This is a genomic window from Pseudomonas sp. G.S.17, from assembly GCF_038096165.1.
Classification (GTDB): domain Bacteria; phylum Pseudomonadota; class Gammaproteobacteria; order Pseudomonadales; family Pseudomonadaceae; genus Aquipseudomonas.
This window is the reverse complement of the sequence record NZ_CP151076.1, coordinates 3,471,940-3,493,493: the sequence shown is the minus strand read 5'-3', so window position 1 is coordinate 3,493,493 and position 21,554 is coordinate 3,471,940. Positions and strand designations below refer to the sequence as shown.

Below are 21,554 nucleotides of genomic sequence, written 5' to 3'. Positions count from 1 at the left end.
ATGAAAATTATTGAAGCCCGCGTCATAGTTACCTGCCCGGGTCGCAACCTGATCACCCTGAAAATCGTCACAGATTCCGGTATCTACGGCATCGGTGATGCGACCTTGAATGGCCGGGAACTGGCGGTGGTCGCCTACCTTGAAGAACACGTGCTGCCAGCCCTGATCGGTCGCGATGCCCAGCGCATCGAAGACATCTGGCAGTACCTGTATCGCGGGGCCTACTGGCGCCGTGGCCCGGTAACCATGACCGCGATTGCCGCCGTGGATGTCGCCCTGTGGGACATCAAGGCCAAGGCCGCGCAAATGCCGTTGTACCAGTTGCTCGGAGGCAAAAGCCGCGAGCGGGTGATGGTCTACGGGCATGCCACGGGCAAGGACATCGAAGGTTGCCTGGACGAAGTCGCCCGGCATGTCGAGCTGGGTTACAAGGCGGTGCGCGTGCAATGCGGGATTCCCGGCATCGCCACCACTTATGGCGTGGCCAAGCGCAGCGGTGAGCGTTATGAGCCGGCCGACAGCGACCTGCCCGCTGAACATGTGTGGGACACCGCCAAATACCTGAACCATGTGCCCAAGCTGTTTGCCGCAGTGCGCGAGCGTTTCGGCGATGACTTGCACATCCTCCACGACGTGCATCACCGCCTTACGCCCATTGAAGCAGGCCGCCTGGGCAAGTCGGTCGAGCCATTCAACCTGTTCTGGCTCGAAGACTGCACCCCGGCCGAGAATCAGGAAGCCTTCCGCCTGATCCGCCAGCACACCACCACGCCGCTGGCGGTGGGTGAGGTGTTCAACTCCATTCATGACTGCCGCGAGTTGATCCAGGAACAGTTGATCGACTACATCCGCGCCACGCTGGTACACGCCGGTGGCATCACCCATGTGCGCCGCATTGCCGACTTTGCCGCGCTCTATCAGGTGCGTACCGGCTTCCATGGCGCCACCGACCTGTCGCCGGTGTGCATGGGCGCGGCGCTGCATTTCGATACCTGGGTGCCCAATTTCGGCATCCAGGAACACATGCCCCACGACGAACGTATCGACGAAGTGTTTCCCCACGCCTATCGCTTTGAAGATGGCCACTTCACCCCCGGCGAAGTCCCGGGGCATGGCGTCGACATCGACGAGAACCTGGCGGCGAAATACCCCTACAAACGCGCCAGCCTGCCGGTGAATCGCCTGGAAGACGGCACGCTCTGGCACTGGTAAACGCTGTTTCGACTGATCAATAACTACAAGAACACAGGGCACCACCCGCCCTGGCAGGAGTTACCCGATGAAAGCTTTTCAAGTAAGAGCACCTTTTGAATTCGGCCTGGCGCACGTCGAGATGCCCCAAGTGGCGCCTGGTGAAGTCAAGGTCGACGTCGCTTACGCCGGTATCTGCGGCTCGGACATGCACATCATCCACGGGCAGAACGCCTTTGTGCGTTTTCCTCGGGTGACCGGCCATGAGTTCTCAGGCGTGGTGCGTGAAGTGGGCGAGGGCGTCGAGAACCTCAAGATCGGCGACCGCGTGTGCATCGACCCGGTCATCAGCTGTGGTACCTGCTACCCGTGCAGGATCAACCGGCCGAATGTCTGCACGCGACTGCAAGTGATCGGCGTGCACCGTGACGGCGGTTTCAGCGAGCAAGTCTGTGTGCCAGCCGAGAATGCCCACCGCTTGCCTGACTCGATGTCCCTGAGCCACGCGGCGCTGGTGGAACCTTACTCCATCGCCCTCAACGTACTCGATCGCATGCAGCCCCATCCGGGCGACAGCCTGTTGATCTACGGCGCAGGCGTGATTGGCCTGACCCTGGTGCAGATGGCCCGGGCGTTGGGGCTGACCGACATCACCGTGACCGACGTCATCGACACCCGCCTGGAGACTGCCAAGGCTCTGGGTGCCAGCCGCACCCTCAACGGCAAGGATGTCGACGTCGAGGCGACCATGCGCGAATTGACCGATGGCGAAGGCGTGCCGCTGATCGTTGACGCAGCCTGCATTCCCGCGCTGATGCCGCAAATGGTGAGCCTGGCCTCGCCAGCGGGGCGGATCGGCCTGCTGGGTTTCAACGCGGTGCCGAGCGATCTGGTACAGCTGGAAATGATCAAGAAAGAACTGACGCTGGTGGGGTCGCGCCTGAACAATCGCAAGTTCCCACGGGTGATCGAACTGATCGCCAGCGGCAAATTGCAAGTCCAGGAAATGATCAGTCATCGCGTCAGCTTCGACGAAATGCCGGCGGCAATCGACTTGATCGAAAGCCATCCCGAACAGACCCGCAAGGTCCTCGTGGAACTGAACGGCGCTCATCAATAGTCCGTTGTAGATACTCGTGCCCATCCGGGCACCCTCACCGAATAAACACAACAAGCGGGAGGTTCCAATGTTTGGTCAAGGTCGCACGTTAATCATCATCATGCTGTTCCTGGCAGGCGTCATCAATTACCTGGATCGCTCGGCATTGTCCGTTGCGGCCCCCTTCATCCAGAAAGACTACGGTCTGACGACGGGTGAAATGGGCATGATCTTCAGTAGTTTTTTCGTCGGTTATGCAGTGTTCAACTTTGTCGGCGGCTGGGCGGCCGATCGCTACGGGGCGAAAACCACGCTGTTGCTGGCGATGGTGCTGTGGTCGCTGTTCAGTGGTCTCACAGTGCTGACCATCGGTTTCACTTCGCTGGTGTTCATCCGCATCCTGTTTGGTATGGGTGAAGGGCCGTTGAGCGTCACCACGAGCAAGATGGTCAACAACTGGTACACCCCGAAACAACGGGCGCGGGCGCTGGGTACGTCGATGTCCGGCACGCCATTGGGCGGCGCGATTTCCGGGCCGGTGGTGGGTTTTATCGCCATCAGTTACGGCTGGAAGGTGTCGTTCATCATCATTATGGCGTTGGGCCTGATCTGGGCGCTGGTGTGGTTCAAGTTCGTCAAGGACAAGCCTAAAGGCAAGGTCGCCGAGGAAATTCTGCAGGCCGAGGGCAAGAGCGAATTTGCGGCGCTGCCGGTTCATCCGTTGCGTTACTACCTCAAGCAACCGACGGTGCTGTTCACCGCGCTGGCGTTCTTTTCCTATAACTACACGCTGTTCTTTTTCCTGACCTGGTTCCCCAGCTACCTGACCATGGCCCACGGCCTGAACGTCAAGGACATGAGCATCGCCACGGTCATCCCCTGGCTGCTGGGTTTCCTCGGTCTGGCCCTGGGTGGTTTCATTTCCGACTTCGTGTTCAAGAAAACCGGGCGGATAATGTTCTCCCGCAAAGTGGTACTGGTGACATGCCTGTTGGCCTGCGCCGCCTGTATCGCCCTTGCCGGGATCGTCAAAACCCTGTATCCGGCGGTCATCCTCGTCGCCCTGGCCGTGTTCTTCCTGTACCTCACCGGTGCCATCTACTGGGCGATCATTCAGGACACCGTGCCTGCCTCGCGGGTCGGTGGTGTCAGTGGCTTCATGCACTTTCTGGCTAACACCTCGGGCATCATTGGCCCGACCCTGACCGGCTTCCTGGTGGAATTCACCGGTTCGTTCACCAGTGCGTTCCTGCTGGCGGGGCTATTGACCGTGATCGGCGCCGTGTGTGTGGCGCGCTATGTCAAACCCCTTTCGGCGGCGGATACCGGTAGCGCTGAGGCGCAAAGCCCGCAACCAGGTTCGGCCCTGAGCCGACCATAACCCGTCATGACAAAAGGAGCATGTCGATGCCTGTTGTGAAACGTGTGCCCTCTACCGGTGCTGTCCGTGAGATCGGCATCGTGCATCTCGGCCTGGGGGCGTTTCATCGCGCCCACCAGGCGGTCTATCTGCAACGCCATCTCAACCGCCACGGCGAAAGTGACTGGGGATTGTGCAGCGCCAACCTGCGCTCGAATCGCACATTGGTTGATCAATTGCGCGAGCAGGACGGCCGCTACCATGTGGCCGAGTATCGCGACCGCGAGCAGGTGACGCTGCGTGAAATCGGTGTATTGCGCGAAGCCCTGTATGTGGGTGAGGGCGGCCACGAACTGGAATTGCTGTTGCAGCGCATGGCCGCGCCGCAAACACGGATCGTCACGCTCACCGTAACCGAGAAAGGTTACTGCCTGAGCCCAGCCACCGGGCAGTTGCGCATGGAAGATCCGGCGATTGCCCACGACATCGCTCATCCGCAAGCGCCGCGCACAGCGCCCGGAATTGTCCTCGAAGCACTGCGTCGTCGCCGTGCCGCAGGCATTCCGGCGTTTACCGTGTTGTGCTGCGACAACATGCCGGATAACGGCCAGCGCACTCGCCAGGCGGTGAGTGCATTGGCAGCGATGCAGGACGAAGGATTGACGCAGTGGGTCAACGAACACGTGGCGTTTCCTGGCTGCATGGTTGACCGGATTGTCCCCGCCATGGATGGCGAGTCATTCGCTCGGCTGGAACAGCAACTGGACTGCCACGACCGTGCGGCGGTGGTCTGTGAAAGTTTCAGCCAGTGGGTGATCGAGGATCACTTTCCGCTCGGGCGTCCGGACTGGGAGGTGGAAGGCGTGCAGATGGTGGACGACGTCCGTCCGTTTGAAACGATGAAACTGCGCATGCTCAACGGCAGCCATTCGTTGCTGGCCTACCTGGGTTTGCTGGTCGGCCACGAATCGGTGTTCGACGCCATCAATGATGCGGATCTGGCGCAGTTCGTCGGGCGTTACATGGCCGAGGAAGCAGCGCCCACCCTGGACATGCCGGCGGGCATCGATCTGGCGGTCTATGCCGAGGATCTGAAGGCGCGCTTTGCCAATGACAGCCTGCAACATCGCCTGCGCCAGATCGCCATGGACGGCTCGCAGAAACTGCCGCAACGCTGGCTGCTCAGCGCGCAGCAGTTGCTCGACGAGGGGCGTGGCCTGGCCTGCACCGCGTTGGGGATCGCCGCATGGATTTACTATTGCACGCAGCCGCTACCCGACGGTTCGGTGCGAGTTATTGACGACCCCTTGAGCGCAACCTTTGCCGATCTGGCTGGAAGATTCGACGGCGCGTTGTTGGTGGACGCCTTTCTCGATCTGGACGAAGTTTTCCCGGCGGCGCTTTCCGAGCGCGCAGCATTTCGCGACGCGGTGCAACGCGCCTATGGCGCCCTGATTCGCGACGGCGTGGGCAGCCTTTTACACACCTTTGCTGCACACAACTAACAAGAAAGGAGAACAACATGGAACAGACATGGCGCTGGTTTGGCCCCAAAGACCCGATCTCCCTGGCGGATGTCCGCCAAACCGGTGCGACCGGAATCGTCACCGCGTTGCACGAAATCCCCAATGGCGAAGTCTGGCCGGTGGACGCCATCGCGGCGCGCAAACAGATGATCGAAGCCGCAGGCTTGAGTTGGTCGGTGGTGGAAAGCATTCCGGTGCATGAAGACATCAAGCGCGGTTGTGGCCGGCGCGACGAGTACATCGCCAACTACCAGCAAAGCGTGCGCAATCTGGCGAGCTGTGGCATCGATATCGTTTGCTACAACTTCATGCCGGTGTTGGACTGGACCCGCACTGATCTGGCCTGGGAGTTGGCGGACGGCGGTTGGGCGTTGCGTTTCGATCAAACCGCGTTTGCCGCGTTCGACCTGTTCATCCTCCAGCGCCCGGATGCGCAAGCCGAATACAGCGCCGGGGATATCCAGCTGGCCAAGGCCTACTTCGAGCAACTGACGCCAGCGCAGAGCGAAACCCTGGTCAACACCTTGATCGCCGGTTTGCCTGGCGCCGAGGAACACTACAGCCTGGAAGACTTCCGGGCCTTGCTGCGCACCTATGCCGAAATCGATGAAGCCCGGCTGCGTGAACACCTGGGGTACTTTTTACGCGCGGTGATTCCGGTTGCAGAGGAAGTGGGCGTGCGCATGGCGATCCACCCGGACGATCCACCCCGGGCGCTGCTCGGCTTGCCGCGCATCCTGTCCACCGCCGAAGACGCCCAGTGGTTGCTGGACGCCGCCCCAAGCCCGGCCAATGGCCTGACGTTCTGCACCGGCTCCTATGGCGTACGCGCAGACAACGATCTGGTGGCAATGGCCAAGCACTTTGCGCCGTTCATTTACTTTACCCACCTGCGCTCAACCCGCCGCGAGGCGGACCCGCGCAGCTTCCACGAAGCCCATCATCTGGACGGCGACGTCGACATGGTCGGGGTCATCAGTGCCCTGGTGGCAGAAGAGCGCAGGCGTGAACGCGAAGGTGGCCCACGCTTGCCGCTGCGTCCGGACCATGGGCACCAACTGCTCGACGACCAGCACCGTCAAAGTAACCCTGGCTATTCGCTGATCGGTCGCCTCAAGGGGCTGGCAGAAATTCGCGGTGTGGAATTGGCCGTGCGTCAGCAGTTGGGTTGAGATTCGGATTTTTTCTGTAGCAGCAAGGCTTGCCCGCGAAGAACGATAACGCGGTGATTCAGACATACCGCATTGGTTTCTTCGCGGGCAAGCCTCGCTCCCACGCAGATCTACTCTTCCGGCTCCAGCGTTTTGAGCCAACGGCTCTCCGAACGGCTCAAATGCTGGCGCATTGAAGTTTGCGCGCCGAGGACGTCTTTGTTGGCCACTGCGCGAAGTATCGCCTCATGCTCGATTACCGCAGCTTCCCAGGTCAAAGCGTTCTCGGAATGTTTGCTGAGGTGAGCCGAAATAGGGTTATGTCGCTCATCGAAGAGTGCGGTGATGATCCGCACCAGCGCGCAGTTGCCACTCATCTTAGCCAGCCGATGATGAAATTTGCGGTCGTCTTCCAGAGGCGGCAGGCCATTTGCGATGCTGACACGCATGGCGTCAATGCATTCCTGCAGATAGCGATAGTCGCTTTTTTTGCCATGCAGACAGGCCAGAATCACCGACTCACCTTCGATCAAGGCGCGGGCCTGCATCAGTTCCGAGGGGCTTTCGCCCAGGGTTACGCTCTGGTTTTGTCCGTCCAGGGTCAGGGCCCGCACGTACACGCCTGAGCCCATCCTGATTTCGACGCCGCCTTCTATTTCCAGGGCGATGAGCGCCTCACGAAGCGAAGGTCTGGAAACACCGAGAATTTGCGTCAAATCGCGTTCGGGGGGAAGCCTGGAACCCGGTTTGAAATCCCCTTGAAAGATGTAATCCCGCAGTTGGTCGGCGATTTTCTGGTACGGCTTTCGCTCAGCGGAGTTTGTCGGTGAGGCCATCGGTACGGCGTCCATCAGAGAGTTGGCGAAGGCTACCATAGTGACTGGCTGTGCGTTTCACATCACCGCGCCGATCTGCCAGGGCAGGAACTCGTTATCGCCCAGGCCGTTTTCTTCACTGCAGGTGGGTCGTCCGGAAGCGGTGTCCAGCATCAACTGGAATAACCGCTGACCGGCTTCGGCCACCGACTCCAGGCCATCGACAATACCGCCGGCATTGAAATCCATATCCAGTTCCATGCGCTGGAACAAGCCGGTGTTGGTGGCGATCTTCAACGATGGCGTGGGCTTGCAACCGTAGGTCGAGCCACGGCCAGTGGTGAAGCAAATCAGATTCGCGCCCCCCGCAACCTGACCGGTGGCCGACACCGGGTCGTAGCCCGGCGTGTCCATGAACACCAGGCCGTGGGCATCGATCGTTTCAGCGTACTGGTAAACGCCCATTAACCCGGTAGTTCCGGCTTTCGCCACGGCGCCCAGGGATTTTTCCAGGATAGTGGTAATGCCGCCGGCCTTGTTGCCCGGCGAGGGGTTGTTGTTCATGTCACCGTCGTTGTGGCGCACGTAGGCTTCCCACCAATGGATCCGCTCCATCAATTTCGCCGAAATATTGGCTGATGCGGCGCGGGCAGTCAGCAGGTGTTCGGCACCATAGATTTCCGGCGTTTCTGAAAGAATGGCGGTGCCGCCTTGCCGCACCAGCAGGTCTACAGCAGCCCCGAGTGCCGGATTGGCGGTAATGCCCGAGTAACCATCCGAGCCGCCGCATTGCAAACCGACGCTGAGATGGCTGGCCGCAACGGTAGTGCGCCGGAAGTTGTTGATGACCGGCAGCATCTCTTCAATATGGGCTATGCCACGTTGCACAGCCTCGCGAGTACCGCCCGCTTCCTGAATGATCAGGCTGGTCTTGAGCAGGGCTGAGCGATCCCCGAGTTCATTCATCAGCGGGGTCAGCTGGTTGACCTCGCAGCCCAGGCCGATCAACAGGACACCGGCAAAGTTGGCGTGATCGGCGTACCCGCGCAAGGTACGTTTGAGGATATCGATGCCTTCACCTTTCGCACCCATGCCACAGCCGCTGCCGTGAGTGATTGCCACAACGCCGTCGACGTTGGGAAAGTCTTTCAGGCGCTCGGAAGAAAATGCGTTGGCGATGTGCTTGCAGACGGTTGCCGAGCAATTGACGCTGGAAATAACCCCGATGTAGTTGCGCGTACCGACGCGTCCATCGTCGCGGACAAAGCCTTCGAAGCTCGCCGGTTCACTGCTCAACAAAGTGGCCGCATAGATGTTCTGCACGCTGTGTTCGGCGTTGGTTGTGGGCATGTCCAGGTTGTGGACGTGGACATAATCTCCGGACTCGATGCCTTGGGTCGCCAGGCCGATGGTCTGACCATACTTGAGCACCTGTTGACCCGCTGACACCGGACGCAGGGCGATCTTGTGGCCGGACGGGATTGGCTGTCGGGCAATCAGCGCGATACCGTCGGCGCTGAGCTGCTGTCCTGCGGCGATATCGCCTCGGGCTACGGCGACATCGTCACCGGGTGTCAAAACAAGCAAAGATTGCGAATCACTCATCACGCTGCTCCTAACACTCGATGATTGCTTTGACGACGCCTTGTTTCGGGTCGAGCAATGTCGTGAATGAGTTGGCAACATCGCCCAGCGTCAGCCGATGAGTATTGAGGGCGGCATCCGGAATCAACCCGTTGCGCAAGCATTCCTCGACATGACGGAAGTCTTCCTTGGTGGCGTTGCGGCTACCCATCAACGTGGCTTCACGCTTGTGAAATTCGGGGTCGGAGAAGGTGATGGAGTCCCGAACTACCGAAATCATCACGTAGGTGCCGCCGTGGGCGATGAACTCGAACCCGCGCTCCATTGCCCGGGCATTGCCGGTGGCATCAAACACGACGTCGAAAAAATCACCCTCGGTGAGCTCAGCCAGGGACTCCTTGTCGCCTTCGCCGATTTTCACCGACGCGTGAATCTTCAGGTGTTCCTTACAGAACGACAGACGATCATCACGGGTATCCAGAACGGTGACTTTGGCGCCGCGCAGGCTGGCAAAGATCGCTGCCGCCATGCCAATCGGGCCGGTGCCAACCACCAGCACGCGCTTATCCGCCTGGACATTTGAACGACGTACGGCGTGAGCGCCGATGGACAGAAACTCGATCATCGCGGCCTGATCAAGGGAAATTCCCACTGCCTTGTGGACGAATTCGTGAGGAATGCTCAGATATTCGGTAAAGGCACCGTCGCAGTGAACCCCCAACACTTGAATGCGGGTGCAGCAGTTGGTTTTGCCCTGGCGGCAGGCGATGCATGTCCCGCAGGAAAGATAGGGCATTACGTACACGACATCACCCGTGTCGAGATCGCTGGCGCTGTCCGTTTCTTCTACAAGTCCGGAGAACTCATGGCCCATCACGCGGGGGTATTCAAGGTAAGGCTGATTGCCGCTGAAAATATGCAGATCGGTGCCGCAAACCCCGACGCGCTTGATGCGGATAAGGATCTCTCCTGGCTTTCTGATCGGTTTTTCACGCTCGATGGCAATTAGCGACCCTGGTTCGTTACAGATGACAGTCAGCATGGTGATGCTCCTTGGCTGGCGCGCAGGCGACGGATGTCGATAAGCGGGAGAGGGCACCGAGCGCCCGGCTGGCGGGGAATCTACACATTCTGAGGATCTCTTTTTTGTTGTAGGCGGACAGTTGCCCGCCGGGATGATCAAGACCCAAAAACTACACGCCGAGGAAAATATTGGCAAGACCAATATCTGATAAATCCTAATTGGACAGACCAAATTGCGGTTTTTGGATCCGACAGTTTCGCCTGCCAAGAATCATTTTCGGGTTTGACGCCACGCCAGGCTTCAACATAATGGAATCCGGTAACGGGAGGTGTGAGTGGTCTGAGGGCTGTCCAGGAACTGCGGCAGTTCAACTTTGACCTGTGCTTTCTAGGCGCTTGCGCCATCGACCCGGACAACGGCGTGACAGCGGTCGGTCTCGATGACGCCGATTTCAAACGCGCGATAGTGGCGGCGAGCGGTCAGGTGGTGGTGGCCGTGACCAACGAAAAACTGTCTAGCGTTGCGCACTATCAGGTCGCTCCCTGTGAAGAAGTCGCCACGTTGGTGGTGGAGCACGACGCGCCCCGCGAGCGGCTCGGCCCCTTCTTTGACCAGATTGCCAATGTCATGACCGCGACCGCCGAGCAGTGGTCCGAGCAGGAAATGGCTGACCGATAAGCAGGCATGAAAAAAACCGCCGAAGCGGGTTGTTTTTCATCAATCCTCCTACACCGATCAGGGTGGGCGCCAAAGCTTTTATCGCTGCTGGAAGGGTATTTTTATGGCCAGCACTATTGATGCACCTTGTTGGGAAAAACTTTCTCCTTCATGAGTGGGTGTGTACTATCGCGGCTGGCCGATGCTGCCCGCCGCTCGCTCCCGAAAGGAAAGGTGAAAGCATGTTTTTCCAAACCCTATCGCAGCTCTCTTGATAGTCGAGGTTTGGCAACGCGAGCACCAAAAGGCTTCGACTCCAGGAGATGTCATGTTTTCAATCCAGAAAGCCAAGCAGATGGCCAAGAGCCTGCGCGCTTCGTTAGAGCAGCGTGATCAGCAAGTGTCTCACTCCACTGCACTCGAACTGGTCGCGCAGCAGCTGGGCTACAAGGACTGGAACATCGCATCAGCGATGCTTCCCGATGAAAGTAGCCAACCCGCGATTACGTTCGACAAGGCCATTCCGATATTGCGCATATTTGACGAAACCAAGGCCCGCGAGTTTTATGTCGATTTCCTGGGTTTCAGCGTCGAATTCGAGCACCGGTTCGAAGCGGATCTACCGCTGTATCTAGGGATCAGTCGAAACGGGTTGCAGTTCCACCTGTCCGAACATCATGGCGATGCGAGCCCTGGTTCGACGATCTTTGTCCCGATGCAAAATATAGAACTGCTGCGGGACGAGTTACTTGCCAAGCGCTACGGCTACGGACGTCCAGACATCGTTCAGCAAGGGTGGGGACAGGTTCTGGAAGTTTATGACCCTTTTGGCAATCGGATTCGCTTCTGCCAGAGCTGATCTTGCTGCGAGATGGGGTCGACTGGTCCGCCTCGGATTTGGCCGGCCCCGTCCCGGTTTCAGGCACCGTGGCTGCGGTCATACCCATTGATAGCAGGTGCAATCCAGCCTTGAGGTTGACGAGATGCCTCGTAGATTTCCACAAGGAGGGGGTAGCACTTCGCTGTGTCCGATGAGTGTTCCGCCGAACAATCCCCGCCGGGGCAGGCTGAAAGACACCCCAGAAGATCCACTTCTGCAAAAAGCTCCAGGTAGTCGCCAGGACGCACCGGGCTGGCCTTCATGAAGTATTGGCCTGTGTCCCTGGTAAAACCGGTGCACATGAAGACATTCAACACATCATGAACATGGGCTTCAGCCTCATGCAGGGGTATTCCGGTTGCCTTGGACAATGCGCGGGTAAGGTTCGAGTGGCAACAGTGATGATACTGCCCGCCATTGCTCAGCAGATTGTGGGTGTAAGGATCACAGCGAGTGCCGATCACGTCATGTACCGCCCCGCCGAATTCATCGAAACCATACCAGTCCAGAGAGTCATGAGTGATCGTGGCAATCGGGCGCAGGTAAGGGAAACTCGAATACAACTGATCGCCGAGGCCAAGATGTGTGCCATTCAGCGCGCGTGTTTTCCCGGTATAAAACCGCTCCTTCAAGTCGAGTGCATTGAACAGGTTCAGGTCACCCACTTGCGACCCTTCGGTCGAGACAATGCGAAAAAAATGTCCGACCGGCACGGTAAAAGTCGCAGCATCACGAGGAGGAACCACCACGGTCTCGATCAGTCTCAAGTCGTCGCGAACCCTGCGATAACTGGAGATATCCGGGCGTGGTAGACGGTCAACCGGGTAGCAGATAACGGGCTTTACGGCTTTGCGTTGTGCCGCGTCTATTGGCGCTTCTGTAATAGGGGTTGGCTTCATTCCAGTCTCCGTTTATATGACCCGGCTCACGCCGCTGGTTGTCACGGTCCTGCTTGCAAAAAACGTCCACTGTGGTCTGCGGTGGGCACCTGGCAAGTGTCGTACCTGCCGAACAGTCGGTAGCGATTCAGCGCGATTTTGTCGTACACCCAGTCGCGCATCCTTCCTGGGACAATTCGCCCATTGCTCATCCTGCGCCTTGCGCCTTACCCATCTTGCTTTAACCGTTCGGCAACGTCAGCGCTGGCGTACGCGGTGGAATCAAACGCTTGGTCCCCGCCGACTCGAAAGCCGAGGCAAAGCGCAACAGATTCGAATCGTCATACGCGCGCCCGGCAAAGGTGAGTCCGGCCGGCATGCCGATGTCGGCCATCACGCCCATCGGGACAGTAACGGTTGGCACGCCCAAGTGGCGAATGGCGAGATTGCCGTTGGCAACCCACACGCCGTTGCTCCAGGCGATATCGGCAGATTGCAGATCGACATCGGCATTCGCCGGGCCGACGTCGGCCACCGTCGGGAACAGCACCGCGTCCAGGCCAAGTTTGTCCATCCAGTCTTCCAGGTCGACGCGTCGAGTCTGTTCCAGGCCCCGAAGGCCATCGGGCAGGGTAGGGATCTGATTCCAGGGCGTGATACCGCGCTCGGCCATGCGCACGTATTCGTCCATGCCGGCGGCGAGGTCGTCCTCACGATTGGGTAACGTCCCGGGATCGTGAGGAAAGATCTTCGCCCCGTCGACATCGGCCAGACGATTCAAGGCTGGATCACCATTTGCCTGGAGGAAGTCATCAAACGCCCAGGCCGACAAATCCCATAGTTCATGATGCAGGAATTCCTTCGACACCAGTCCGCGAGTAAATACGGTTGGCGCGCCAGGACGATCCCCTTCGCAATTGGAGACAAGCGGGAAATCTACCTCAAGCACTTCAGCGCCAGCCGCCTCGAGCGCCTTGCGGGCGTCCTGCCACAGATCGATAACCGAGGCGCGGGTGATGATGCGTTGCCCGGTCGGACCTCCGATGCCTGGTTTCTCTGCGGTGCCAGCTTCCGGATCGGCGTTGATGTACATGCGCGGCACGCCGAAGCGTTTGCCGGCCAGAGCATCGCGACTGACCGCAAGTTCGGCATAGGACGCGGGGCGTACCGATGCAACGCTGGGGATCGGCACCCAAGGCTGCAGTCGCCACAAATCGCCGCGCGTGTCGGGATCTTCCGCGACCACGACATCCAGCACTTCAAGCAAATCTGCCATGGTTCTCGCGTACGGAACGACAACGTCCATGGTCGGCGTCAAAGGCCAGTTACCGCGCACCGAAATCACGCCACGCGAAGGGGTGTAAGCGCAAAGACCATTGTTCGACGCAGGGCCGCGGCCGCTGGACCATGTTTCTTCCGCCATGCCGAAAGCCGCAAAGCTTGCAGCCGTTGCAGTCCCGGCGCCGTTGGATGAGCCGGACGCAAAAGGCGCAGTCAGGAAGTCAGCGTTATACGGACTCTCCGCGCGGCCATAGACGCCGCGTTGCATACCGCCGTTGGCCATGGGCGGCATATTGGTCTTGCCCAGACAGATTGCCCCGGCAGCACGCAGGCGGTTGATAGTGAAAGCGTCGCGCTGCGCGACCAGATTGACGAAAGCCGGGCTGCCCGAAGCGGCGGTGAGACCCTTGACCAGATAGCTGTCCTTGGCCGTGTAAGGGATCCCGTCGAGCGGGCTGAGAGTCTCGCCTTTGGCCCGACGACTATCGGACGCCCGAGCCTCTTCAATCGCCTCCGGGTTGCGCACCACCACTGCATTCAGGGCAGTCGCTGTATCGGGGCCGTCGTAAGCGTCAATCCTGGCCAGATAGGCCTGCACCAGCTCGACTGCGGTTGTCTGCCCTGACTCAAGCGCGGTACGCAGCCTGGCTATGGGTGCCTCTGTGACTTCGATCATTGGAATTCCTCTATCTTCCACGCCTTCAACATTGCGCACATCTTGCATCACTAACCTCTATCGCCAACACGGACGGACACCTCGCAAAGGCTCGCTCGGCCAGCGCGAACAATACCTTTAGCCGACCGTGTAAGCACAGCTTAGGGCATTGCGCGTTCCTTATTTGCAGTTCCCGGCTCTCTGATAGCCCGCCGCCAGGGCTTCAGATTCGGATTGAAACGACATCCGGTTTTTCGCTGCAACCTTGTCGTAGCTCGGGCAGCCGTGGGGCAAGTGATACACGTGACTATTGCGGTTGCCGATGATCGCACCAGTTGACGCTGAGCGAGTGACTGGTGGCTGCGCTGCTGGCGGCGAAGCTCGGTCCGGGATCGAGCTGACTACACCGTCACCGACGGTCTTGTAGCCTTGCGTCCAGGTGCGGTCGTTGGTCACGAACGGGTTGGGGTGGCCCATGATCGCCGCAATCCGGACGTTTCGCTCCTTTTCCCAGGGCGTCACTGGAAACTGCCTGTCCCAGGCCATGAACAACTGTTGCTGCTGGCGTGACATGGTCAGGTTGTACCGGTCGAACATGTAGAACGTCGTCCTCGCTACCAGGCCTTTCACTTCATCGCGTGGCTCGGCTTCGCGCTGCTCGAAGTCGACTTTGGTCTTGCATTGACCATATTGCGGCGCGACGCCGGACGCCATTCCGTAGTTGAAATTGCTCCTGTCACCATTGACCTCACCCACTGAAGGGTAAAGGTTGAACAGATCAGCTTCCATGGCCTGAAACACCGGATCATCACTTACACAGTGTTCGCGACCGCCATTCTGCCAGCACTGCCGCTGATGGCCGAACGTCCATGCCGGAACGATGTGCTCCCACTCGGTTCTGTCGGAGCGGTTTTCTTGTTTGCGGGCTTGAAGGCCGCAGGAAGCGGCATCGATACGGCCACCCGATTTCCCCACCCACGTCCATTTGCAGCCGCAATACAGATCACCCTGCGCGCTGTTGGCCTGATCGAGATAGACCTTCTGCTTCGCGATGACCTTGGCTTCGGAAAAATTAGATGGAGGGCTTGAGAAGGCGGGATTGATGACGGAGATGGACAGCAATAAGACGTAAAGCAACAATTTCATGAGTGAGCATATTCAAGTTTCAGGTGCCGCATTGTACTCATGTTCTGGTTGAGAATTGGCTCACAATCGCTTCAGTAGGCACTCAAGCGTCCCGTGTTCCCAGGTCGAGAGCAGGGCGATCGGATCTGTACCGTAGCGGTCGCCATTGTCCAATGACCACCGCCTACCCTCGGGGCTGATGCATTCTTCACAGTAGTCGAGCGCGTCGCAGTCGTTGTAGATCGTGATACGCCAACCGTCGACGAGAACGACGAACAAGCCGGCATGGATCTCATCCCAGGACTGATCGCATGCCTTGGTCATGACGCGACGCTCGAAAGTGACCTCGCGCAGGATATGGCAAACCTCCCTTGCGGTCAGCGCAGCGCTGGAGTCTTCAGTGCTGCTGTCAATATTCATGGTTTTTCGAAGTGCGGATAAATTTCAGCCCGGGCAGGAGTAGATTCAGGCGCAACAAGCATTCGTAGTGGATGAACACAGCGGTGGTGATGATCAGCATATTGATCAAGGTGACGATGATCATTGGGGCACTCAAACAGCGTGCTCCAGGCCGTCCCGGTTGGCTGCAGCCCAGCGGTTGCGACCCTTGCTTTTTGCCGCGTAGAGAAAGGCATCGGCAGCTTTGATAAGCCCGTCGGCAGTGGCGTCTTCGGCCCCCGGCAAGCAGGTAGCAATGCCGGCACTTGCGGTGACAATCCCCAGCGGGTGATCGCTGTGCTCAATCGTCAGCAGGCGGATGCTGTCCAGAATCGTCTGCGCTACGAGGTAGGCGCCAATACTGTCGGTGTCGGGCAGCAGCACTGTGAATTCTTCACCCCCATATCGAACTGCCAGATCCGCGGGTCTATTGAGAGATTGGCGAATGGCCTCAGCTACCTGACGCAGGCAGTCGTCGCCGGCGGAATGTCCGTATTTGTCGTTGAAGCGCTTGAAATAGTCTACGTCCAGCATGATCAACGCCAGCTGCGTTCCTTCGCGTTTGGCGCGGCTGATTTCTTTGGCCAATACCAGGTCCAGCATCCTGCGATTGCCGAGGCCTGTCAGACTGTCGGTCAGGGCCATGTTTCGCACGGTTTGATGGACTCGCCGGATTTCCCGCTCCATCGCCGTTCGTTGCCGCAAATGGCCGAGCACCACAAAGCCAAAGACAGCCAGACCGGCAACCAGCACCAGCAGGACTATGCCGGTTTTGATCAAGTCCCGACGCCATGGGCCGACGAAGGATTCTCTCGACAGGCCTGCTTCGACTACAAGAGGGTAGCTGCTCAAGGCGCGATAGCCGTAGAGGCGATAGGTGCCATCAACCACGGCCTTGACCTCGGCAACACCCTGGTCGGAAACGGGAAGATAGGTCTTGAATATCTCGCTTGCAGCGAGGCTCTGGCCAATGACCGCTGCATTGTACGGACGCCGGACCAGGATCGTACCGTCACGCATGGTCAAGACCAGTGCGCCTTTGTCATCGATTTTGAAGTCACCGTAATAGTCGACGAAGTAGCTGACTTTGATGGTACCCAGCAGGACCCCGGCGAACGATCCGTCGGGATTGTCCAGGCGACGGGAAATGGGAATGATGGGCTCGCCGGTTGAGCGGCTATTAACGACCTTGCCGATCCGGACGTTCTGATCTTTATGGGTGCGATGGTAGATGAAATACTCGCGGTCGGCGTTGTTTGCGGCTTCAGGATTGACAGACTTGTCAGTAACGATCCAATCGCCATTAGGGCCGTAAATAAACAGGCCGTGTAGCTGGGGCATGATCTTGGCTTGCAGAATCATCAGCGCGTGTATTCGAGGCACGTCGATATTTGCGATGCCATCGCCTTCTACGCGTTCAGCGAGTGCCGCAGTCAGAAGATCAACCTGGCGAATGGCGTCTTCAGCATGTTGGGCCGTAGCACGTGCCAGGTTGGACGCCGAGTCGCGAGCTACGGCGAAAGCCTGGCGATAATCTCGCCATGCTCGCCACCCTTCGACAGACAGAAAGGTGATGATCACCAGCGCGATGAAACACACTGTCAGGCGAAATCCAGACGCAGCGCGGCCTGCGCCTAACGTCAAGGGCTCAGCGGTAGCGTCCGGTGATGCTGCTCTCTCTTTGCGTCCCGGCATCGAGATACCTCAATGGAAAAAAATGTGAACCGCCATACATGGGCAAGCGGACAATGGTGTTGACCAGCTTAGGGCCAATTGGCTCCCGATGGTTAACGGATGAAACCAGCCAGACGCATCGCTGCTTCCCGGATTATCAACCCTGGAGATAGTCCCTGGTGGTTTTACCGGTCCAGCGTTTGAATGCTCGGCGGAAATTGGTCGGCTCGGAAAAGCCCAGCAGTTGCGCGATATCGTCGGTGCTCATGATTGTCGTTCTAAGGTATTCGATAGCCAGCGAGCAGCGTACGTCATCCGTGATAGCCACGAACGACGTATCTTCCTCCAGCAGTTTTCGGCGCAGGCTGCGGGTGGTCATGTGCAGGCGTTCGGCGGTCATCTCCTTGCTCGGAAATTCACCCGGGTTCTGCCTCATTATCTGATACACCTCGCCCGAAATCCCCGAAGATACCTTCGCCTGCCCAATCAGTCGGTCACAGGTTTCTTGCAACAGAGTCGCTGTCAGGCGGTGGGCCAGATGAGTTTTTTGCTCGAGGATCGAACTGTCCGCAAAGGCATTTCATGAGGTGGATGCGCAAGTCTACATTTGCGATATCAACGCCAGCGCCGTCGACCGCATGAAGCTCGAGTACTCGGGATTGCGGGGCGGCGTGGTTGATGTCGGGTTCAAGCATCAGGTTGACCGAGTTATGGATGAGGCACTCTCGTTGCTAGGTGGGCTGGACGTTCTGGTCTACAGCGGGAATTGCCGGGCCGAAAGGCAATATCGAGGAGTTGGACGCGGATGCCCGGGAGCAGACTGTCTCTACCAACCTCAACAGCCAGTACTACTTCTTGAGCAAAGCCATTTCTTTCCTGAAGCAGTCCAGGCAGAACCCGCACATCATCGCCATGTCCTCGGTTGCGGGACGGTTGGGGTATCCCTTCAGAACGCCTTATGCCTCGACCAAGTGGGCAATTAGTAGGGCTGATGAAGTCGTTGGCGGCAGAACTGGGGCCACACAATATCCGCGTTAACGCCATCCTGCCGGGCGTGGTGGCGGGGGAGCGCATGGACCGGGTGATCGATGCACGAGCGAAAACACTGGATATCAGCTTCGAGGTCATGCGCGACCAGTACCTGGACAAAATCTCCCTACGCCGAATGGTGACGATGGAGGATATTGCCGCTATGGCGCTGTTTCTGTTTTCGCAGGCAGCGTCCAACATCAGCGGTCAAGCGATCAGTGTCGATGGCAATCTCGAATACCTCTGAGTGCATACCTTTAACAACGCTCTTACAAGACCGCAGCACATGCCTTACGGAGTATCGTTTGATGGCCAGGTTGACAATACCTGGTCTACGACCAATTCCAGTACATCACGCGTAAACCCCGCCTTGGCCTGAACAGCCATACCATGAAGCACCGCGAGCAGATAAACGGCCAGCGCAGCGCTATTGGCTGTCTGGGGTAGATCGCCTTCTGTCTTGGCCCGCTCGAGGCGTTCGCGCAGCAGCGCTTCTCCGTTGGCGCGGGCATCGATCAGCGCCTGACGAATAGGTTCGGCATCGTCCGAAGCGGCCAGTACGCCATGGATGCCAAGACACCCTGTGTGATCCGGATAGCGCGTATTGAGTTCAATAGAGCGGCGCAGAATGTGTTCAACGACTTCCCTGGACGTGGGCAGGTCCATCGCGGCGGGAAAGAAATCCAGATAGTGCTCGTAATAGCGCCCGAGCGCACGCAGGAACAACGCTTCCTTGTTACCAAACGCCGAATAAAGTCCGGGACGTTCGACGCCCGTGGCCTGAGTCAGGTCAGTGTATGACGCGCCCTCATAACCTTTGTGCCAGAAAACACCAAGAGCGGCGTCCAGCGCCTGATCCACATCGAATTCGCGATGACGTCCCATCAGATAGCCTCGGCTTTTTCCATAACGATCGATACTAAATATCTTGACAGTGGATGTACATCTAAAATTAACTACTGATCGTTATCGTAACGGTCGGTATGGATTGGGCAAGCTTCCTCCGACCCTCTAATCCCATGCGAAAGAGGTGGTCTCATGCAGAATTCATTGGTTGGCAAGGTGGCGTTGGTAACAGGCGGGTCAAGAGGTCTCGGCGCAGTTATCGCCCAGGCGCTGGCAGAACAGGGCGCTGATGTTGCAATCAGCTATGTGGCTTCCACCGTAAAGGCAGAGCAGATCGTCGAGCAGCTGAAGGCAAAAGGCGTGCGTGCGCTCGCTATCCAGAGCGACCAGGCCGATACGACCGCTGCCAAGCCGATGATCGATAAGGTACTCGCCCATTTCGGACGCCTCGACATTCTCGTCAACAACGCGGCAATCGCCGTACAAGGTAAAACAGTCGACGCGACGGATCTCGACACGGCAAATCTTGATCGCCAGTGGCAAGTCAACGTGATGGGTACGGTCGCGAACACGCGCGCGGCAGCTCCTGTGTTGTCCGATGGTGGCCGAATCATTTTCATCGGCTCGCTGCTGGGCGGCCACGTTCCTTTTGCCGGTGCCGCCGACTATGCGGGCACCAAGGCAGCCATCGCGGGCTATGCCAAAGGCGTTGCCCGTGATCTGGGCGGCCGGAATATCACTTCCAATGTCGTCCAGCCTGGGGTCATGCCTACTGACATGGCCGCAGAGGTGCTGGGTGATGGCGTCCCTGACGCGCTACTGGACCTTCATGTTATTCGGCGGATTGCATCACTTGAAGAAGTCGCAGCGCTGGTGTGTTTCCTGGCGGGTCCGAACGGTGCCTACATCACTGGTGGTGTGATTGATATCGCCGGTGGTTTGAGCATCTGAGCAAGTCCTTCAGCGAAGTTGCTCGGGAGGGCCAGTGCCTCAGTCTTAATGGTCGTGGAGAGAAAACGATGACCAGGAAGTCTGGAGCAAAGGCCACAGAAATGCGTGGCACTGCTGGATAGCTCTTCAGCCCGGTGAAACGTTGCTTCCCGGATATTGATAAGGAAGCCCCAGGCAGCTGTTCCTGACGGGAACAGCTGCCAGTGGGCAGGCCGACGTTGTGGCTATGACGGCGGTCGTTGATTATGGACGACTTGTCCCACATGTAACTGTCCACACATTGCGACGAAGATGTGCCGCATAACCGGAGCAGTTAAAAGCGAAATGTTTTATTCGATGGACCGAGTCGAAGTTTCAATTGGGGAGAGGTCCATAAACCATGTTTTATGCACTGATTTCGAAATGGAGGGTGGTCTTCTCAGCCGGCCGTGACCCATACATCAATCCTTTGCGGATAGTCTTGGGTGGTATCGGTCCCGATGGCTCATGGCCTGGGGCTTGCGTCCATCTCTGAGGCTCGCGCCAGTGCTTGCGTGTCGACATATTCTCGAATGTTCGTGAGCTTGCCATTTCGCACAGTGATGGCGAAGACAAAATAGTCCTCAAACGTCCTATTCGTGGCTTTGACTTTCCCCTTGGCGACGCCGACGACCAGAACCCGGTCTCCCTGCGCTACGAACTCAGGGGGCTCTGGGGATGAGATTTCCATCTCTGCGGAAGCCTTCTGAAGCAAGTCTGCCAATCCCGCGTGCCCGCGGTGTGTGCCGGCCAGCGGCCAGCCCTCTCCCGGAATGATCCACTCGATATCTTTGGCCGCCAACGCCAGCAGGCCTTGCCTATCGTCGCCGCCCATTGCCGCAAAAAAGTCCTTCACAATCTGGATATTCTCTTGAATGCTCATAAAGACCTCTCCATTGCTCTTACATAGGATCGCGTAGTGTCGGTAATTCAGCCGAGGCCAAGTTGTTGCTGCATGACGGAAGCCTCGTTGTAGCAATGGAAAGATATGACCTTCCCATTTTCGAGGTGGAAAACATCGCAGGACGGGACATCTATCGTCTTGCCCGTGGGAGCCAGGGTCCCGGAAGCAAGAGCCAGATCACCTGTGTGCGTTCCCCGAATCGCGAGCTCGACAACGACCACATCTCCCGCGACGTGGATATTCAACAACTCACGGTGGACATCGGGGAACGCGCTTACCAGACCAGCGATAGAGTCACCGATGGCCTTCCCGCGGAACTTCATGCCGGAAGCCATATCCCACATGTATCCTTCCTCAGAGAACATGGAAACAAACTTCTCGATATCCGTTCCTTGCCCCTCCGCGGCGGCACAGAGTTCTCTGATTATTCTTTCATTATTTAGCATCATCACTCCGTTTCTTCATTGT

General features: G+C 58.2%; 21 protein-coding genes and 3 pseudogenes. 10 read left to right on the top strand and 14 right to left on the bottom strand.

Annotated elements, in window-relative coordinates; translation table 11 throughout:
* The 5 genes from manD to uxuA all read left to right on the top strand — a co-directional run bounded on the left by manD (position 1) and on the right by uxuA (position 6,348).
* Positions 1-1,212, top strand: a complete 1,212-nt coding sequence (gene manD / locus AABC73_RS16500) for a D-mannonate dehydratase ManD (protein WP_331152495.1) — start codon at positions 1-3, stop codon at positions 1,210-1,212.
* Between the two features lie 67 nt (positions 1,213-1,279).
* Entirely contained in the window at positions 1,280-2,311 is a 1,032-nt protein-coding gene (locus AABC73_RS16495; RefSeq protein WP_341520101.1) for a Zn-dependent oxidoreductase, read from the top strand.
* Between the two features lie 67 nt (positions 2,312-2,378).
* Positions 2,379-3,671 (top strand): MFS transporter, encoded by a 1,293-nt coding sequence (locus AABC73_RS16490; protein WP_341520100.1) that lies wholly within the window; start codon positions 2,379-2,381, stop codon positions 3,669-3,671.
* Between the two features lie 26 nt (positions 3,672-3,697).
* Positions 3,698-5,155 carry a mannitol dehydrogenase family protein gene (locus AABC73_RS16485; protein ID WP_341520099.1) on the top strand — a complete coding sequence of 486 codons (1,458 nt, stop codon included), beginning with the start codon at positions 3,698-3,700 and terminating at the stop codon, positions 5,153-5,155.
* A gap of 17 nt (positions 5,156-5,172) precedes the next feature.
* Positions 5,173-6,348 carry a mannonate dehydratase gene (gene uxuA / locus AABC73_RS16480; protein WP_341520098.1) on the top strand — a complete coding sequence of 392 codons (1,176 nt, stop codon included), beginning with the start codon at positions 5,173-5,175 and terminating at the stop codon, positions 6,346-6,348.
* Between the two features lie 110 nt (positions 6,349-6,458).
* Here the strand turns inward: uxuA and AABC73_RS16475 are convergent, their stop codons facing one another.
* From AABC73_RS16475 to AABC73_RS16465, 3 genes are read right to left on the bottom strand one after another with little or no spacing between them, the layout of a single operon-like run.
* Positions 6,459-7,163 (bottom strand): FadR/GntR family transcriptional regulator, encoded by a 705-nt coding sequence (locus tag AABC73_RS16475; RefSeq protein ID WP_341520097.1) that lies wholly within the window; start codon positions 7,161-7,163, stop codon positions 6,459-6,461.
* Between the two features lie 57 nt (positions 7,164-7,220).
* The gene (locus AABC73_RS16470; protein WP_341520096.1) at positions 7,221-8,747 is read right to left on the bottom strand and encodes an altronate dehydratase family protein; all 1,527 of its coding nucleotides are present in this window, start codon (positions 8,745-8,747) and stop codon (positions 7,221-7,223) included.
* Positions 8,748-8,757: 10 nt separating this feature from the next.
* Complete coding sequence (locus tag AABC73_RS16465) at positions 8,758-9,768, bottom strand: zinc-binding alcohol dehydrogenase family protein (RefSeq protein ID WP_341520095.1); 1,011 nt, start codon at positions 9,766-9,768, stop codon at positions 8,758-8,760.
* Positions 9,769-10,074: 306 nt separating this feature from the next.
* Between AABC73_RS16465 and AABC73_RS16460 the strand changes: the two are divergent.
* Positions 10,075-10,428, top strand: a pseudogene (locus AABC73_RS16460) (decarboxylase); the annotation flags it as partial.
* 307 nt (positions 10,429-10,735) lie between these two features.
* On the top strand, positions 10,736-11,266 hold the full coding sequence (locus AABC73_RS16455; RefSeq protein ID WP_341520094.1) for a glyoxalase superfamily protein: 531 nt from the start codon (positions 10,736-10,738) through the stop codon (positions 11,264-11,266).
* A gap of 59 nt (positions 11,267-11,325) precedes the next feature.
* On the opposite strand, the gene AABC73_RS16450 is transcribed toward AABC73_RS16455, so the two are convergent.
* From AABC73_RS16450 to AABC73_RS16415, 8 genes and pseudogenes are all read right to left on the bottom strand, one after another.
* The gene (locus tag AABC73_RS16450) at positions 11,326-12,186 is read right to left on the bottom strand and encodes a DUF1989 domain-containing protein (protein WP_341520093.1); all 861 of its coding nucleotides are present in this window, start codon (positions 12,184-12,186) and stop codon (positions 11,326-11,328) included.
* A 41-nt stretch (positions 12,187-12,227) separates the two neighbouring features.
* Positions 12,228-12,347: pseudogene (locus AABC73_RS16445) on the bottom strand (thiol-disulfide oxidoreductase); the annotation flags it as partial.
* 59 nt (positions 12,348-12,406) lie between these two features.
* Positions 12,407-14,122, bottom strand: coding sequence for an amidase (locus AABC73_RS16440; protein WP_341520092.1), 1,716 nt, complete (start codon positions 14,120-14,122; stop codon positions 12,407-12,409).
* 159 nt (positions 14,123-14,281) lie between these two features.
* Entirely contained in the window at positions 14,282-15,247 is a 966-nt protein-coding gene (locus tag AABC73_RS16435) for an endonuclease (protein WP_341520091.1), read from the bottom strand.
* Positions 15,248-15,307: 60 nt separating this feature from the next.
* Positions 15,308-15,646 (bottom strand): hypothetical protein, encoded by a 339-nt coding sequence (locus AABC73_RS16430; protein WP_341520090.1) that lies wholly within the window; start codon positions 15,644-15,646, stop codon positions 15,308-15,310.
* Between the two features lie 22 nt (positions 15,647-15,668).
* Positions 15,669-15,770 (bottom strand): annotated as a pseudogene (locus tag AABC73_RS16425) (two pore domain potassium channel family protein); the annotation flags it as partial.
* 8 nt (positions 15,771-15,778) lie between these two features.
* Positions 15,779-17,359 (bottom strand): sensor domain-containing diguanylate cyclase, encoded by a 1,581-nt coding sequence (locus AABC73_RS16420; RefSeq protein ID WP_341520089.1) that lies wholly within the window; start codon positions 17,357-17,359, stop codon positions 15,779-15,781.
* Positions 17,360-17,495: 136 nt separating this feature from the next.
* On the bottom strand, positions 17,496-17,774 hold the full coding sequence (locus AABC73_RS16415) for a helix-turn-helix transcriptional regulator (RefSeq protein WP_341520088.1): 279 nt from the start codon (positions 17,772-17,774) through the stop codon (positions 17,496-17,498).
* A gap of 299 nt (positions 17,775-18,073) precedes the next feature.
* Here AABC73_RS16415 and AABC73_RS16410 point away from each other — a divergent pair, with 299 nt between their 5' ends.
* Positions 18,074-18,376 carry an SDR family NAD(P)-dependent oxidoreductase gene (locus AABC73_RS16410; protein ID WP_341520087.1) on the top strand — a complete coding sequence of 101 codons (303 nt, stop codon included), beginning with the start codon at positions 18,074-18,076 and terminating at the stop codon, positions 18,374-18,376.
* Positions 18,297-18,614: an SDR family oxidoreductase gene (locus AABC73_RS16405; RefSeq protein WP_341520086.1), complete on the top strand. Its 318-nt coding sequence runs from the start codon at positions 18,297-18,299 to the stop codon at positions 18,612-18,614. Before AABC73_RS16410 ends, AABC73_RS16405 begins: the two co-directional genes overlap by 80 nt.
* Positions 18,615-18,658: 44 nt before the next feature.
* Here AABC73_RS16405 and AABC73_RS16400 read toward each other — a convergent pair whose 3' ends face one another.
* The gene (locus AABC73_RS16400; RefSeq protein WP_341520085.1) at positions 18,659-19,252 is read right to left on the bottom strand and encodes a TetR/AcrR family transcriptional regulator; all 594 of its coding nucleotides are present in this window, start codon (positions 19,250-19,252) and stop codon (positions 18,659-18,661) included.
* 153 nt (positions 19,253-19,405) lie between these two features.
* Between AABC73_RS16400 and AABC73_RS16395 the strand changes: the two genes are divergently transcribed.
* On the top strand, positions 19,406-20,164 hold the full coding sequence (locus AABC73_RS16395) for an SDR family oxidoreductase (protein WP_341520084.1): 759 nt from the start codon (positions 19,406-19,408) through the stop codon (positions 20,162-20,164).
* Positions 20,165-20,648: 484 nt separating this feature from the next.
* Here the strand turns inward: AABC73_RS16395 and AABC73_RS16390 are convergent, their stop codons facing one another.
* Together AABC73_RS16390 and AABC73_RS16385 are read right to left on the bottom strand one after the other, a co-directional pair.
* Positions 20,649-21,065, bottom strand: coding sequence for a nuclear transport factor 2 family protein (locus AABC73_RS16390; protein WP_341520083.1), 417 nt, complete (start codon positions 21,063-21,065; stop codon positions 20,649-20,651).
* Between the two features lie 47 nt (positions 21,066-21,112).
* The gene (locus AABC73_RS16385) at positions 21,113-21,532 is read right to left on the bottom strand and encodes an ester cyclase (RefSeq protein WP_341520082.1); all 420 of its coding nucleotides are present in this window, start codon (positions 21,530-21,532) and stop codon (positions 21,113-21,115) included.
* Positions 21,533-21,554 lie beyond the last annotated feature (22 nt).

Bases quoted from the DNA above. Each gene is read 5' to 3' on its own strand.
- manD (WP_331152495.1), top strand. From the start codon at position 1: ATGAAAATTATTGAAGCCCGCGTCATAGTTACCTGCCCGGGTCGCAAC.
- AABC73_RS16495 (WP_341520101.1), top strand. From the start codon at position 1,280: ATGAAAGCTTTTCAAGTAAGAGCACCTTTTGAATTCGGCCTGGCGCAC.
- AABC73_RS16490 (WP_341520100.1), top strand. From the start codon at position 2,379: ATGTTTGGTCAAGGTCGCACGTTAATCATCATCATGCTGTTCCTGGCA.
- AABC73_RS16485 (WP_341520099.1), top strand. From the start codon at position 3,698: ATGCCTGTTGTGAAACGTGTGCCCTCTACCGGTGCTGTCCGTGAGATC.
- uxuA (WP_341520098.1), top strand. From the start codon at position 5,173: ATGGAACAGACATGGCGCTGGTTTGGCCCCAAAGACCCGATCTCCCTG.
- AABC73_RS16475 (WP_341520097.1), bottom strand. From the start codon at position 7,163: ATGGCCTCACCGACAAACTCCGCTGAGCGAAAGCCGTACCAGAAAATC.
- AABC73_RS16470 (WP_341520096.1), bottom strand. From the start codon at position 8,747: ATGAGTGATTCGCAATCTTTGCTTGTTTTGACACCCGGTGACGATGTC.
- AABC73_RS16465 (WP_341520095.1), bottom strand. From the start codon at position 9,768: ATGCTGACTGTCATCTGTAACGAACCAGGGTCGCTAATTGCCATCGAG.
- AABC73_RS16455 (WP_341520094.1), top strand. From the start codon at position 10,736: ATGTTTTCAATCCAGAAAGCCAAGCAGATGGCCAAGAGCCTGCGCGCT.
- AABC73_RS16450 (WP_341520093.1), bottom strand. From the start codon at position 12,186: ATGAAGCCAACCCCTATTACAGAAGCGCCAATAGACGCGGCACAACGC.
- AABC73_RS16440 (WP_341520092.1), bottom strand. From the start codon at position 14,122: ATGATCGAAGTCACAGAGGCACCCATAGCCAGGCTGCGTACCGCGCTT.
- AABC73_RS16435 (WP_341520091.1), bottom strand. From the start codon at position 15,247: ATGAAATTGTTGCTTTACGTCTTATTGCTGTCCATCTCCGTCATCAAT.
- AABC73_RS16430 (WP_341520090.1), bottom strand. From the start codon at position 15,646: ATGAATATTGACAGCAGCACTGAAGACTCCAGCGCTGCGCTGACCGCA.
- AABC73_RS16420 (WP_341520089.1), bottom strand. From the start codon at position 17,359: ATGCCGGGACGCAAAGAGAGAGCAGCATCACCGGACGCTACCGCTGAG.
- AABC73_RS16415 (WP_341520088.1), bottom strand. From the start codon at position 17,774: ATGAGGCAGAACCCGGGTGAATTTCCGAGCAAGGAGATGACCGCCGAA.
- AABC73_RS16405 (WP_341520086.1), top strand. From the start codon at position 18,297: ATGCCTCGACCAAGTGGGCAATTAGTAGGGCTGATGAAGTCGTTGGCG.
- AABC73_RS16400 (WP_341520085.1), bottom strand. From the start codon at position 19,252: ATGGGACGTCATCGCGAATTCGATGTGGATCAGGCGCTGGACGCCGCT.
- AABC73_RS16395 (WP_341520084.1), top strand. From the start codon at position 19,406: ATGCAGAATTCATTGGTTGGCAAGGTGGCGTTGGTAACAGGCGGGTCA.
- AABC73_RS16390 (WP_341520083.1), bottom strand. From the start codon at position 21,065: ATGAGCATTCAAGAGAATATCCAGATTGTGAAGGACTTTTTTGCGGCA.
- AABC73_RS16385 (WP_341520082.1), bottom strand. From the start codon at position 21,532: ATGCTAAATAATGAAAGAATAATCAGAGAACTCTGTGCCGCCGCGGAG.